The organism is Burkholderia sp. HI2761 (assembly GCF_002223355.1).
In the GTDB taxonomy this organism is placed as follows: domain Bacteria; phylum Pseudomonadota; class Gammaproteobacteria; order Burkholderiales; family Burkholderiaceae; genus Burkholderia.
This window is the reverse complement of sequence record NZ_NKFN01000007.1, coordinates 1,747,345-1,760,839: the sequence shown is the minus strand read 5'-3', so window position 1 is coordinate 1,760,839 and position 13,495 is coordinate 1,747,345. Positions and strand designations below refer to the sequence as shown.

11 protein-coding genes are annotated in these 13,495 nt (G+C 67.9%); 5 read left to right on the top strand and 6 right to left on the bottom strand.

What is annotated here, in order from left to right; genetic code table 11:
• Window positions 1-79: 79 nt before the first annotated feature.
• Both CFB46_RS25545 and CFB46_RS25535 read right to left on the bottom strand, forming a co-directional pair.
• A complete protein-coding gene (locus CFB46_RS25545) occupies window positions 80-766 on the bottom strand; it encodes a type 1 glutamine amidotransferase domain-containing protein (RefSeq protein ID WP_027782929.1) in 687 nt (228 codons plus the stop codon).
• Window positions 767-1,214: 448 nt separating this feature from the next.
• Window positions 1,215-2,243 (bottom strand): substrate-binding domain-containing protein, encoded by a 1,029-nt coding sequence (locus CFB46_RS25535; protein WP_089501692.1) that lies wholly within the window; start codon window positions 2,241-2,243, stop codon window positions 1,215-1,217.
• A gap of 187 nt (window positions 2,244-2,430) precedes the next feature.
• Between CFB46_RS25535 and CFB46_RS25530 the strand changes: the two genes are divergently transcribed.
• Together CFB46_RS25530 and CFB46_RS25525 are read left to right on the top strand one after the other, a co-directional pair.
• Entirely contained in the window at window positions 2,431-4,014 is a 1,584-nt protein-coding gene (locus CFB46_RS25530) for a glycoside hydrolase family 68 protein (protein ID WP_089501691.1), read from the top strand.
• Between the two features lie 193 nt (window positions 4,015-4,207).
• Complete coding sequence (locus CFB46_RS25525) at window positions 4,208-5,845, top strand: glycoside hydrolase family 32 protein (protein WP_089501690.1); 1,638 nt, start codon at window positions 4,208-4,210, stop codon at window positions 5,843-5,845.
• Window positions 5,846-5,912: 67 nt separating this feature from the next.
• Here CFB46_RS25525 and CFB46_RS25520 read toward each other — a convergent pair whose 3' ends face one another.
• Both CFB46_RS25520 and CFB46_RS25515 read right to left on the bottom strand, forming a co-directional pair.
• Window positions 5,913-6,662, bottom strand: a complete 750-nt coding sequence (locus CFB46_RS25520; protein WP_089502354.1) for an SDR family oxidoreductase — start codon at window positions 6,660-6,662, stop codon at window positions 5,913-5,915.
• Between the two features lie 122 nt (window positions 6,663-6,784).
• Window positions 6,785-7,702, bottom strand: coding sequence for a LysR family transcriptional regulator (locus CFB46_RS25515; protein WP_089501689.1), 918 nt, complete (start codon window positions 7,700-7,702; stop codon window positions 6,785-6,787).
• Window positions 7,703-7,884: 182 nt separating this feature from the next.
• Between CFB46_RS25515 and pdxR the strand changes: the two genes are divergently transcribed.
• The 3 genes from pdxR (at window position 7,885) to CFB46_RS25500 (ending at window position 10,339) form a co-directional block, all read left to right on the top strand.
• A complete protein-coding gene (gene pdxR, locus CFB46_RS25510; RefSeq protein ID WP_089501688.1) occupies window positions 7,885-9,369 on the top strand; it encodes a MocR-like pyridoxine biosynthesis transcription factor PdxR in 1,485 nt (494 codons plus the stop codon).
• A gap of 96 nt (window positions 9,370-9,465) precedes the next feature.
• Complete coding sequence (locus CFB46_RS25505) at window positions 9,466-9,903, top strand: carboxymuconolactone decarboxylase family protein (protein WP_089501687.1); 438 nt, start codon at window positions 9,466-9,468, stop codon at window positions 9,901-9,903.
• Between the two features lie 10 nt (window positions 9,904-9,913).
• Window positions 9,914-10,339 (top strand): cupin domain-containing protein, encoded by a 426-nt coding sequence (locus CFB46_RS25500; protein ID WP_089501686.1) that lies wholly within the window; start codon window positions 9,914-9,916, stop codon window positions 10,337-10,339.
• A gap of 104 nt (window positions 10,340-10,443) precedes the next feature.
• On the opposite strand, the gene CFB46_RS25490 is transcribed toward CFB46_RS25500, so the two are convergent.
• Window positions 10,444-11,664 carry a porin gene (locus CFB46_RS25490; RefSeq protein ID WP_027782921.1) on the bottom strand — a complete coding sequence of 407 codons (1,221 nt, stop codon included), beginning with the start codon at window positions 11,662-11,664 and terminating at the stop codon, window positions 10,444-10,446.
• A gap of 479 nt (window positions 11,665-12,143) precedes the next feature.
• On the bottom strand, window positions 12,144-13,202 hold the full coding sequence (locus tag CFB46_RS25485; RefSeq protein WP_089501684.1) for a squalene/phytoene synthase family protein: 1,059 nt from the start codon (window positions 13,200-13,202) through the stop codon (window positions 12,144-12,146).
• Between the last annotated feature and the right edge of the window lie 293 nt (window positions 13,203-13,495).

Below are 13,495 nucleotides of genomic sequence, written 5' to 3'. Positions count from 1 at the left end.
CAACGATGCGGGCCGCCGGCGGACCGGCTGCGCCCGACGACGGCAAGGAAGCGGCGCCGGCCCGGCCGGCGCCGTGCTTTCAGCGGTGGCCGAGCTTCGCGAGCAGCGCCTCGGCCGCGGGCGCCGACGACGCGGGGTTCTGCCCGGTGATCAACAGCCCGTCGGTGACGACATGCGGCGCCCAGTCGGCGCTGCGCTCGAATTCCGCGCCGTTGGTCTTCAGCATGTCCTCGACGAGGAACGGCACGACCTCGGTCAGCTCGACGGCTGCTTCCTCGCTGTTGGTGAAACCCGTCGCGCGCTTGCCGCGCACGACCGACTCGCCGGTTTGCGGGTTCTTCACGTGGCGCAGTACGCCCGGCGCATGGCAGACCGCCGCGACCGGCTTGCCTGCCGCGAGCGTGCGCTCGATCAGGCCGATCGAATGCAGATCCTCGGCGAGATCCCACAGCGGGCCGTGGCCGCCCGGGTAGAACACGGCGTCGTAGTCGTCCGCCGACACATCGGCCAGCTTGCGCGTCGACGCGAGTTCGGCCTTGGCCGCCGCATCGGCGTCGAAGCGGCGCGTCGCGTCGGTCTGGGCGGTCGGGTCGCTGCTCTTCGGATCGAGCGGCGGCTGGCCGCCCTTCGGCGACGCGAGCGTCAGCTCGATGCCCGCATCCTTGAACGTGTAGTACGGCGCGGCCAGTTCCTCGAGCCAGAAGCCGGTTTTCTTGCCGGTGTCGCCAAGCGTGTCGTGCGAGGTCAGGACAACCAGAATCTTCATGATCGGACACTCCTTCGAAAATGGACGGGGAACGGGGCCGCACGTCGGTGCGGCACGCCTGTCGGTTAGTCCGTCGGCGCGCGGCAACGTGCGATTCATTCATCCGCATGCGATAAACGTCTATTAGACCAGTCGTCTAGAAGCGGCCGAAATAAAACGACGGCGTCCCGCTACTTGAGCCTGGCGGAAACGTCGCCGCATTCAAGGAGAACGGATGATATTCCTGAATTAGACCGGTCGTCTAGAAGAATGCGTATTCGGCCCTGCCATCGTCATGGCCTTTCCGACGGGGCTGGGCTGGGCTGGGCTGGGCTGGGCTGGGCTCGGCTCGGCTGGGCTCGGCTCGGCTGGGCTCGGCTCGGCTGGGCTCGGCTCGGCTCGGGTGGGCTCGGCTCGGCATCGGCTCGGCATCGCCGTCGCGTCGGGGGCTGCACGTCGCGCAACGCCGCTACCCGCGCAGCGGACCATCCGTATCGCCCGCTTCGATTGCCGGCGCTTCGAGCCGGTGATCGCGCACGCCGTCGTCCAGCAGCCGCAGCATCAGTTCCGCCAGCGCGCGCCCCGATGCATGCCCGGTCGGCTGCACGACCGCCGTGACGCGATACGGATGCGCGATATCGGGCGGCACGCCGTCATAGACGATCAGCGACATGTTCGCGCCCAGGCGCAGCCCGCTGTCGGCCAGCGTGCGAAACGCGCCGGCGCCCGCGATGTTGTTGTCGACCAGCAGCGCGGTCGGCGGCTCGGCGTGCGCGAGCAACGTCCGCGCCGCCTGCAGCCCGCCGTCGTGCGTAAACGGGCACTCGACGAGCAGCCCCGGATCCTCCTCGATACCGGCTTCGCGCAATGCCGATAGATAACCGGCACGCCGCTGCGCGGCGAAATTCAGCGTCAGCGGCGCGCTGATCATCGCGATGCGCCGATGCCCGAAGCCGATCAGCCGGCGCACCGCGTCGCGCGCGCCCGCCTCGTTGTCGAAGTCGAACCACGCATACGGGCCGGCCGCCTGCGTGCGGCCGTACGCGACATACGGAAACGCGTTCGCTCGCAGGTACGCGATACGCGGATCGTCCACCAGCGTGCGCGCGACGATCAGCCCGTCGACGAGTTTGCCGTCGACGATCCGCCGATACGTGTCCAGTTCCGCGTTCGGTCGCGCGGACGCGATGATGAAATCGAGATTGCGCTCGGCGAGCCGCTCGGTGATGCCCGCGACGACTTCGCCGAAACGCGGATCGCCGAGATCGCCGGCGCCGAACGGATAGACGATTCCGATCACGTCGGCCCGCCCGGTCGCGAGCCGCCGTGCGGTCGGGTCGGCCACGTAGCCCATTTCCCGCGCGGCCTTCGCCACGCGCTCGCGCGTCGCCTCGCTGACGTCGTCATAACCGTTCAACGCGCGACTGACCGTGGTCCGCGACAAGCCGAGCGCGTCCGACAGCACCTTCAGATTCACCTTCATCGTCATTCCTCGCATTCGCCGATCCGCCCGGCGGCCCGACGACCGGGACACGCCGACCGGGTAATTATTTCCATTGGGTAATCATTACCGTCAAATAAATATCTTTTGCGTTCCAAACCGGTTTGAAATAGCATCCAAACCGGTTTGGACATCGATGCCCGCTCAGCCGTTCACTTTCACCTTCCAAGGAAACAACGACGAGATGACATACTTTCCCCTTTTCCGCCCGATCGCGGCCAAACGTTTGCTGCTCGCTGGCGGCGCACTCGCCGCCTTCGCGTCCGTCGCGCACGCGCAGTCCGGCGGCACGGGCGCGCCCGTGCCCACACCCCATACGCAGCAAGCCTACGATCCCGAAGGCAATTTCACGATGCGCTGGACGCGGGCGGACATCCGCCAGATCGTCGCGCAATCGCATACCGCCGGCGCCGACAAGAATTCGCTGCCGCAGGCGCTGACGATGCCGGACATCCCGCAGGATTTCCCGCTGATCAACTCGAACGTGTGGGTGTGGGACACGTGGCCGCTGGCAGACCTGCGCGCGAACCAGCTCAGCTACAAGGGCTGGGAGGTGATCTTCTCGCTCACCGCCGATCCGCACGCCGGCTACACGTTCGACGACCGTCACGTCCACGCCCGCATCGGCTTCTTCTATCGCCGCGCCGGCATCCCCGCGTCGCAACGTCCCGCGAACGGCGGCTGGACCTGGGGCGGCCACCTGTTCCCGGACGGCGCGAGCGCCCGGGTGTTCGGCACCGCGCCGATGACCAACAACGCCGAATGGTCGGGCTCCGCACGCCTCACGCACGGCGACAACGTCAGCCTCTACTACACCGCGACGTCGTTCAACCGCTCGGCGCCCGGCGGTGCCGACATCACGCCGCCGCAGGCGATCATCACGCGCACCGACGGCCACATTCACGCCGACGACAAGCACGTGTGGTTCAGCGGCTTCGACGATCACAAGGCGCTGCTGGAACCGGACGGCAAGTACTACCAGAGCGGCCAGCAGAACACCTACTTCTCGTTCCGCGATCCGTTCGTGTTCACCGACCCCGCCCATCCGGGCAAGACCTACATGGTGTTCGAAGGCAACACCGGTGGCCAGCGCGGCGCACGCACCTGCACCGAGGCCGATCTCGGCTACGCGCCGAACGATCCGAACCGCGAAGATCTCAACGCGGTGATGAATTCGGGCGCAGTGTATCAAAAGGCCAACGTAGGCCTCGCGGTCGCGACGAACCCGCAACTGACCGAGTGGAAGTTCCTGCCGCCGATCCTGTCGGCGAACTGCGTCGACGACCAGACCGAGCGCCCGCAGATCTACCTCAAGGACGGCAAGTACTACCTGTTCACGATCAGCCACCGCACGACGATGGCGGCCGGCGTCGACGGCCCGGACGGCGTGTACGGCTTCGTCGGCAACGGCATCCGCAGCGACTTCCTGCCGCTGAACGGCGGCAGCGGCCTCGTGCTCGGCAACCCGACCGACTTCTCCGCGCCGGCCGGCGCACCGTATTCGCAGGACCCGAACCAGAACCCGCGCGAATTCCAGTCGTATTCGCACTACGTGATGCCGGGCGGGCTCGTCGAGTCGTTCATCGATGCGATCGGCCCGCGCCGCGGCGGCACGCTCGCGCCGACGGTGAAGGTCAACATCAACGGCACGTCGACGGCGGTCGACCGCACGTATGGACGCGGCGGCCTCGGCGGCTACGGCGACATCCCGACGAACCTGCCGGCGACGGGGGCCGGCCACAACGACGGCCCGGGCACCCGCCCGTAACGGCGGCGGCAATCAGGATAGCCAACGATAACGATCGTCGCTGAAGGCACGAGGTTCAGGAGGCGCGTATCGCGCGTGTCGCGTGTGCGCCTCCTCTTTTTTCGACTTTTCTTTCGAACCCTTGCGCATGCCGCCGTTGCAGCCGGCGTGCGCCCTCCTTTCCCGCTTCGCCCGCCGAAGCGCCCGGCCCCGCATGAAATCGACGTCTTTCCGCTTTTCCGTCCGCCTAGTCCGGCTGCTGCTCGTTTGCATCGCCTGCACGCAGGCCGCCGCCGCTGCGTGCGACACGCAGGCCGACAACGGCACGCCGCAATGGCGGCCCGCCCTCCACTACACGCCGCAGCGCAACTGGATGAACGACCCGAACGGGCTCGTCTACGAGAACGGCCGCTATCACCTGTTCTATCAGTACAACCCGCTCGGCAACGACTGGGGCAACATGTCGTGGGGCCACGCGACCAGCACCGATCTCGTCCACTGGCGCGAGCAGCCGGTCGCGATGCGCGCGAACGCCACCGAGGAAATCTTCTCCGGCTCGATCGTCGCCGATACCCTGAACACGTCCGGTCTCGGCAAACCGGGCCACACGCCGCTCGTCGCGCTCTATACGAGCGTCTACAAGCCCGGCTCGGGTCACGCACCCGGCATACAGGCCCAGTCGCTCGCGTACAGCCTCGACCAGGGCACGACCTGGCAGCCGTATGCGCACAATCCGGTGCTGACGCTCGATCCGGAATCGAAGCAATTTCGCGACCCGAAAGTGTCGTGGTATGCGCCGGGCGGCTACTGGTTGATGACGACGGTCGTCGCCGATGCGCACGTCGTGAAGCTCTATCGTTCCGACGACCTGATCCACTGGTCGTTCCTGAGCGACTTCACGCTGCCGGACGTGCCGCATGCGGGCGCGCTGTGGGAAATGCCCGATCTCGTCCCGCTGCCGCTCGACGGCGATCCCCGCCGCATCAAGTGGGTGATGATCGTCAACGTGAATCCGTGGTCGATCGCCGGCGGTTCCGGCGCGATGTATTTCGTCGGCAACTTCGACGGCCGCACGTTCGTGCCCGACCGCGTCGCGCCGGCCGGCTCGGATCCCGCGCAATTCCGCTGGGTCGATCACGGCGCCGATTTTTATGCAGCCGGCACGTTCTCCGGCGCACCGGGCGCCCGGCCGGTCGCGATCGCATGGATGAGCAACTGGGATTACGCGGCAAAAGTGCCGACCACGCCATGGCGCGGCGCGACCACGCTGCCGCGCGAACTGTCGCTGAAGACGATCGACGGCGAACCGCGCCTCGTCGTCGCGCCCGCCGCCGCCTTCGACGCATGGGCCGACGGCCGGCCCGCCGTGCATGAAGGCGACGTCACGGTCGACTCCGCTACCCGGGTGCTGTCGGCCGCCACGCGCGGCGTGGTCCAGCGCATCACGGTGACGATCTCGCCGCAGCGTGCCGCGCGCGCGGGGCTGATCGTCCGGCGCTCGAGCGACGGCTCGATCGGCACCCGGATCGTGTACGACACGGCGAAGCGCACGCTGACGCTCGACCGCTCGCAATCCGGCGAAGCGAATTTCGCCGGCACGTTCAGCCGCGAGCACATCGTCGATCTGCCGCTCGAACACGGGCAACTGCGGCTCGAAATCGTCGTCGATCGCGGGTCGGTCGAGGTATTCGCGAACGGCGGCCGCGCGGTGCTGACGGACCTGATCTTCCCGCCGCTCGATGCGGATCGCGTGGCCGTGTTCGCCGAGCAAGGCCGCGCGACGTTCGCGGGGTTGACGGTGACGCAACTGGAAGCCGGCGGCGCCACGCGTGGTGCCTGTGCATCCCGATAGGGCATGTGACGGGGCCGCTCGCCCGGCGCCATATCGGCCGGTGACGGTCCCCGCCCCGCCTCGCCCCTCAGAGCAGCCCCATCCCGCCCGACGCGATGATTTCCGCGCCGACGATGAACGCGGATTCCGGCGCGCTCAGGTGCAGCACCGTCGACGCGATTTCATCCGGCGTGCCGAACCGGCCGACCGGTACGAGCCCCCTGATCTTGTCGGCGGTCTCGTCGAGCGCCGCCGCATCGAGGCCGAGCTTGCCGTACAGCGGCGTCTGCACGGGCCCCGGGCTGACCACGTTCACGCGTACGCCCTGCGGCAGCAGTTCCGCCGACAGCGTCCTCGCGAACGAATTGACGGCCGCCTTGCTCGCCGCGTACACCGACGAGCCCGGCATCCCGATATGCGCGTTGATCGAGCCGTTGATCACGATCGATGTGCCGCGGTTCAGCAGCGGCACGAGCGACTGGATCTGGAAATACGCGCCCTTCACGTTGGTGTTGAAGACGAGATCCCACATCGCTTCGTCGCTGTCGGCGAACGGCGCGAGTTTCGCGACGCCCGCGTTGACGAATACCGCGTCGAGCCGTACGCCGGCGGCGGCGATCGCGTCGGCCAGCGCGCGGGCCGATGCGACGCTGCCGGCTTCGTTGCGAATCGCCAGCGCCCCTTCGCCGAGCGTTCGACGGGCCGCTTCCAGCGTGTCGGCGTCGCGCCCGGTGATGAGGACCCGCGCGCCTTCGGCCGCGAATGCCTTGGCGGCCGCCAGGCCGATGCCGCTGTTACCGCCCGTGACGAGGACCGTCTTTCCTTCGAAGCGTTGCATGATGTTCTCCTGTGAACCGGTGAGTTGACCGTGAACACAGGATGCGCGCGGCGCACGGCATTGCCGTGCGGCCGGCACGACGAACATGTTCGAAAACGTCGAACATGTTGGCGTGGGCGCGCTCAACCGACCACGTCGATCCCGTCGAGCAGCCGCTGCACGAGTCTCGGCTCGCGCAGTTGCTCCAGCCACCATTGCAGCGCGCGACCGTCGCGATCGCCGTGCCACGCGACGTACAGCAGATTCGGCTCGCGCGGGTCCGCCGTCTGCTTCTCGACCAGTTCGCCGCGCGCGAGCAACGACGTCACGCGCCGGCGCGGCACCCAGCCGACGCCGAGCGCATCGCGCTGCGCGAGGATCTTCGCGCGCATCGACGGCGCCGCGAGCACCGCCTGCCCGCCGAGCAGGCCATACGCGCGGCCGGCCGCGCGTCGCGACGAATCGGCGACGACGACCGCGCGATGTGCACCGATCGCATCGCGCGTCAGCACGCCGCTCGCGGACGCCAGCGGATGGCGCGGCGACACCGCGAACACCCATTCCATCGCACCGAGTTCGAACCACTTGAGGCCCGGAATCGCCGGCGGCTCGTTGGTCGCACCGACGACCAGATCCGCGCGGCCGTCGCGCAACGCTTCCCAGGTCCCGCCGAGCACCTCGTGCGTGAAGCGCAGCGACACGCCGGAATCGAGCGCATCGAATGCACGGACGACCGGCAGCAGCGTATCGAACTCCAGCACTTCGTCGGTGACGATCCACAGCCGGTCCTCCCAGCCGCTCGCGACCTGCCGCACGCGCTGCGTCAGCCGTGCGACGTCGAGCGCCAGGCGCGCGGCCTCGTCGGCCAACAATTGTCCGGCCGGCGTGAGTTGCAGCCGGTAGCCGCGCCGGTCGAACAGCAGCGCGTCGAACCGCGTTTCGAGCTGGCGTGCCGCGTGCGACACCGTCGACGGCGCCTTGCCGAGCCGCGCGGCGGCACGCGACAGGCTGCCGGTGGCGCGGATCGCGTCGAGCAGCGCCAGTTCGTCTTCGGACAGCATGAGGTCGCTCCACGGTAAGGGTGTCGTGGATCGTAAGGCACTAACGGGCCGCGGTCCAATCGGGCGACGGCGGCGACAGCCGCCCGCCGCGAACCGCCGCCGGCGTCGGCGTCGGCGTCGGCGTCGGCCACTTCCGGTATGCTGGTTGGAGCAAAATCACCCCGATCGAGGTAACCACTGCGATGGACATCGCGATCCGCATCGAAGGCCGTCACGACCTGACGGGGCAAATCTTCCGGCAACTGCGCACCGCGATCGTCGACGGGCGTCTCGCAGGCGGCGCGCGGCTGCCATCGACGCGCGACCTCGCGAAACAGCTCGGCGTGTCGCGCAAGACGACGCTCGACGCATTCGAGCGCCTCGTCGCCGAGGGCTACCTGAATACACGCGCCGGCGACGGCACGTTCGTCGCCGACGGCCTGGCGCGCGTGCCGCACGCCGCGGCGACGTCGGCGCCGTCGATCGTCGACGAGACGCCGCGCATCGACGCGGTCGATGCGCGTGCGCTGTGGAACGACCTGCCCGATGCGCTCGCGATGCCCGCGCCGCACGACTCGCCCGGCTTCGACTTTCGCGGCGGCGTGACCGACAAGACGCTGTTCCCGTTCGACGCATGGCGGCGCTGCCTGCATCACGCGCTGCGCCAGCAGGCGCGCGGCCCGGGCCAATACCACGACCCGGCCGGCGACCCGCAGTTGCGCGGCGCGATCGCGCGCTACGTCGCATTCAGCCGGGCGGTCGCATGCGGTTGGGACGACGTGCTCGTCACGCAAGGCGCGCAACAGGCGCTCGACCTGCTCGCGCGCGTGGTCGTGCGGCCGGGCGACGTCGTCGCGGTCGAGGATCCCGGCTATCCGCCCGCGCGCGCCGCGTTCGCGTCGCTCGGCGCGACGGTGATCGGCGTGCCGGTCGACGCGCACGGCCTCGTCACGGAACGGCTGCCGGACGACGCGCGGCTCGTCTACGTGACGCCGTCGCACCAGTTCCCGCTCGGCATGCCGATGACGCTCGATCGCCGCGTCGCGCTGCTCGAATGGGCGCAGCGCCGCCGGGCGGTGATCATCGAGGACGACTACGACGGCGAATTCCGCTTCGAGGGGCGGCCGGTCGAATCGCTGAAGAGCCTCGACCGCACGGGCCTCGTCGCGTACGTCGGCACGTTCTCGAAGACGATCTTTCCCGAGCTGCGGATCGGCTACGCGATTCCGCCGCGCGCGTTGCGCGGCGCGCTGGCCAAGGCGAAGCAGATCGTCGACTGGCACACGTGCACGCTGACGCAGGCGGCGCTCGCGCGCTTCATGCACGAAGGCGATTTCGCGCGGCACCTGAAACGCGTGCAGAAGCACTACGACGCGCGCCGCAAGATGCTGATCGCGCACCTGCGCGGCGAACTCGCGCCGTGGTTCGACGCGATCGTGCCGACCGCCGGCATCCATCTCGCCGCGTACCTGAAGCCGGGGCTCGACGAAGCGGCGCTGGTCCGCGCGGCGCGCGCGCAGGACATCGGCCTGTACGGGATCTCGGCGTTCCACGCGGGCGTGCCGGTGCGCCCGGGGCTGCTGTTCGGCTATGGCGGAATCGACGCGCTGCGCATCGACACGGCGCTCGCGAAGCTGGCCGGTTTGCTGGGTGCCGGCCTCGCAGGCGGATCATCACTGGTTACCTGAATTTCCATAAAATTGGTTATTCAAGCAGGCCAGTACGCGTCCTAAAGTAGGTCCTGTCGCGCCACCGTGGCGCTACCCAACCGAAAAGGACCTGTCATGCAACCGCGCCTGAACTTCTATGCCGCCAGCCCGAATGCCATCAAGGTGATGCGCAACACCGAGGAATTCCTCGCGAAGAGCTCGATCGAGAAGCCGCTCGCCGAACTCGTCCGCCTGCGCGCGTCGCAGATCAACGGCTGCGCGTTCTGCGTCGACATGCATACGACCGACGCGCGCAAGGGCGGCGAAACCGACCGCCGTCTCGCGACCGTCGTCACGTGGCGCGAAACGCCGTTCTTCACCGAGCGCGAACGCGCGGCGCTGGAATGGACCGAGGCGCTGACGCTGGTGGCAAGCAACCATGTGCCCGACGCCGTCTGGGAAGCCGTGAAGCCGCACTTCACCGACGAGGAACTGTTCGACCTGTCGATGCTGATCGCGACGATCAACTCGTGGAACCGCTTCGCGATCGCGTTCCGCAAGATGCCCGAGTAAGGAGCCGACGATGATCCGTTCTCCGCTCCATCGCGTCGCGCCGTACGCCGGGTTCGTGCTCGTGCTCGCGGCGGCACTGCCGGCCGCCGCCCACGCGCACGACGCCGGCGACGCCGTGCACGCGATCATGCAGCAGGCCGTGCCCGAAGCGCCCGGCAAGCACGTCGTCGTCGCGACGGTCGACTATGCGCCCGGTCAGGCGTCCGAAGCGCACCGGCATCTCGGCTCGGTGTTCGCCGTCGTGTCGAAAGGCGAAGTGCTGTCGCAGGTGAACGGCGGCCCGCTGCGCCGCTATCGCGCCGGCGAAGGCTGGTACGAGCCGCCGGGCTCGCGCCATCAGGTGTCACGCAACGCGAGCGCAACCGAGCCCGCGCAGCTCGTCGTGTTCGGACTGACGGGCGAGCATCAGCCGCTGAAGTCGCCGATCGATCAGTGATCCCGAGGATCGGGCGAACGCTCGCGACGTAAACGAAAAAACCGGCTCGAAAGCCGGTTTTTTCATACCGCATGCCGTGAGCGGCGCTCGCGCGCCGCGCGACATCAGAAGCGGTGGATCAGGCCGACGCCAGCGGCGATCTGGTTCTGCTTCGAACCTGCGCCCACGCCGTCACCGATCGACGTGGTGGCCGCGATGATGCCGTTGCCCTTGCCGTTCAGCGTGTTGCCGCTTGCGTGCTGATAAGCCTCAACCGCATACAGGCCCGTGCGCTTCGACAGGCTGTAGTACTGCGACAGCGTGACCTGGTGGTACTTCGCCGCGCTCGAGACACCGTTCGACTGCGTTGCCGCCGTGTACGAGTAGCCTACCGCGAAGTCCCACTGAGCAGCTGCCTTCCAGTGCAGCACTGCGCCAGCCGTGTTGAAGATGGCCTTGTTCCGGAAGAACGAACCCGTGCCCGGCGTGTACTGGACGTTCGAGTACGACGCCGAAATATCCCATGCCGGCGTGAACTGATAGCCCGCCGTCACGGCGAGACGCTGCTGCGATTGCGCGGTCGCGTAGCCGTTGTTGATCGACGAAACTGCCGGCTGGTTGCCGTCGCCCGTTGTCGTCAGGCCGTTCTGAACCGTCGAGTTCGCGCCCCACACGCCGCCGCCGAGCGTCGAGTTGTTGACCTTCTGGTAGCCGACCGCGATGCCTGCCGGGCCGTTCAGGTACTGGATCGCCGCGCTCCACGTCGAGCCGCGGTTCGTCGCGCCTGCCACGCCGCCGAACGAGTACGAACCGCCGACCGTGAAGCCGTAGAACTTCGGCGACATGTAGACGAGCGAGTTGTTCGCGCGGTAGCTGGTATCCAGCGAGTCGATATCGCCCGGGTGCGCGCCGTAGTAACCGGTCAGCCAGGTCGTCGGGCTATACGGCGACAGCAGCGTGTAGTACGCCGTGTACTGACGGCCGGCCGTCAGCGTACCGTACGTCGCGTTGGTCATACCGACCCATGCCTGACGCGTGAAGATGCCGTTGGTCCACTGCGACGAACCGTTGTTCGCGTTGAAGCCGGCTTCCAACTGGAAAATCGCCTTCGTGCCGCCGCCAAGATCTTCGCTGCCCTTCAGGCCGAAGCGGCTGCCCGCCCAAATGCCGGTGGCCATCTGTACTTTCGAGTGACCGCCGGTGGTCGCACCGGTAGCCGACGAGTTGTTCTGCCAAGCGATGGCGTTGTCGACGATACCGTACAGGGTCACGCTGCTCTGGGCGTGGGCGGCGGTAGCGGCGGCGAGACCCACTGCCGTCATGGCGAAAGCGACGCGCTTTTTCATTGATTCTCCGTCCTCAAAGAATGTTTCTTTTCTGGTGTGGTTTTATGACCGACACATGTGCGAGTACATGCCGACGCGATTCTGACGGATTACCAATTGTTTCCCAACATGTGCGGTCGGTCATCGTATGATCGACGCAACGCGGCGGTTCACCAAACGGTTACATAACGGCCCGAAACGCTTGTGCGGTGGGCGTTTCCGGCATTTGCCGGTGAAAACCCTAGCTTTACATTTTTACGGGTGCAACGCGACCGTCCGATGTCGTCAGACGCCTTCGGCAACCAAACGTCTTACAAAAGCGCGATCGAAGCTGACGCCGCGATTCACGCCGCCGCGCAGGATCGCCGACGTTCGTGACATCCGCATTTCGAGACACGAAATCATGAAAACGTTTTAGTCGGCGTGCCGGAGAGCGGACGGAAACGGCCCGGCGAACGCGGGCCCGGAGGCGATGCCGGTGCTTATCGCGCCGGCGATCTTCAGTGCTGCGTCGCGAGCCGCGCGCTCACCGCCTCGGCGAGCGCGCTCAGGCGCGCGCGGATCGCCGTGTTCGAACCGACCAGCGCGAGCGACGCCGCCATGATCCGGTAGATGCGCTTTCTCGGCACCTTGGCCGGCTTCGCCGGATCGAGCCACGCAGCGTGGCCGGCCAGCAGTTCGAGCGTTTCGAGGCCGATCATGATCGGCCACAGGCAGGCGAGCCGCAGCCGAACGAAACGGCGCGGGATCGCGAGCGTATACAGACCTGCGTCGCGATACTGGTCGAGCGCGACGCGCAGCAGGTCGACCAGCACGCCGCGCGCGCGCGCCGAAGCCTCCGGCTGCATCAGGTCGGCCACGACGAGCCCGTGCGCGCCCAGCACGTCGTCGGGCAGGTAGCAGCGGCCGATGCGCAGATCCTTCGCGCAGTCGCGCAGGATGTTGGTCATCTGCAGCGCCTTGCCGAAACGGATGCCCTTCTCGCGCATGTCCGGCAGATCCCAGCCGCGCGCGGCGCGCGTGTGCGCGCCCGTCATGTCGGTCCAGAACTCGCCGACGCAGCCCGCGACGAGGTACGTGTAGCGGTCGAGCATGTCGCGCGTCGGCAGCGATGCGACCTGGCCCGACTGCTCGTCCGGAAACGTGCGCAGGTCGAATTCCATCCCCGCGGTGAGCGTCGCGACGACCTTGCGGATCGACGCGCGATCGGCCTCCGGCTGCGCGCGCAGCAGCGCGAGCATCGGCTCCATCGAGCCGAGCAGCAGGTGTTCGTGCGAATCGGTCTGCATCCGCGTCACGTCCTCGAGCGAACGCGACAGCGCCGCGCCGTCGCCGAGCCGCTCGACGTCGTCGCGCAGGTCGGTCAGCAGCGCCGCGCGGCGGTCGGGCGCGACGAGCGCCGTGTCGGCGATCGTGTCGGCCGCGCGCGCAAGCAGATACGCGAGGCCGACCGGGTCGCGCATGCCGTCGGGCAGCACGCGCAGCGTCAGGTAGAAGGAGCGGGAAACGTTCTTCAGCAGCTCGCCGAGCAGATAGGCGGGATCGGTATGGGTCGTCATGGGTCGGGAAAAATCGGCCGGCGCGGACCCCGGACGCACACGGGCGCCGGGCGCCCGCGCCGGCCCGCGAGTCGCCGCATCGTCGCGCCAGGCGGGCGTCGGTCCCGGTGCGGCGATGCAAAATTCCCGCAAGTTTAGTGCATCCGGCGCGCGGGCAGCCCCGCGGCGGCCGGAATGCGGCGCGGGCAAGCCTGGACTCGACCGCCCCGCCGCATGCTCCGCTCCCCAAAAACGAACAGAAAGGTCGAAGTAATACATATGTAATTATTCGGTGCGACGATCGCGCACCGTTC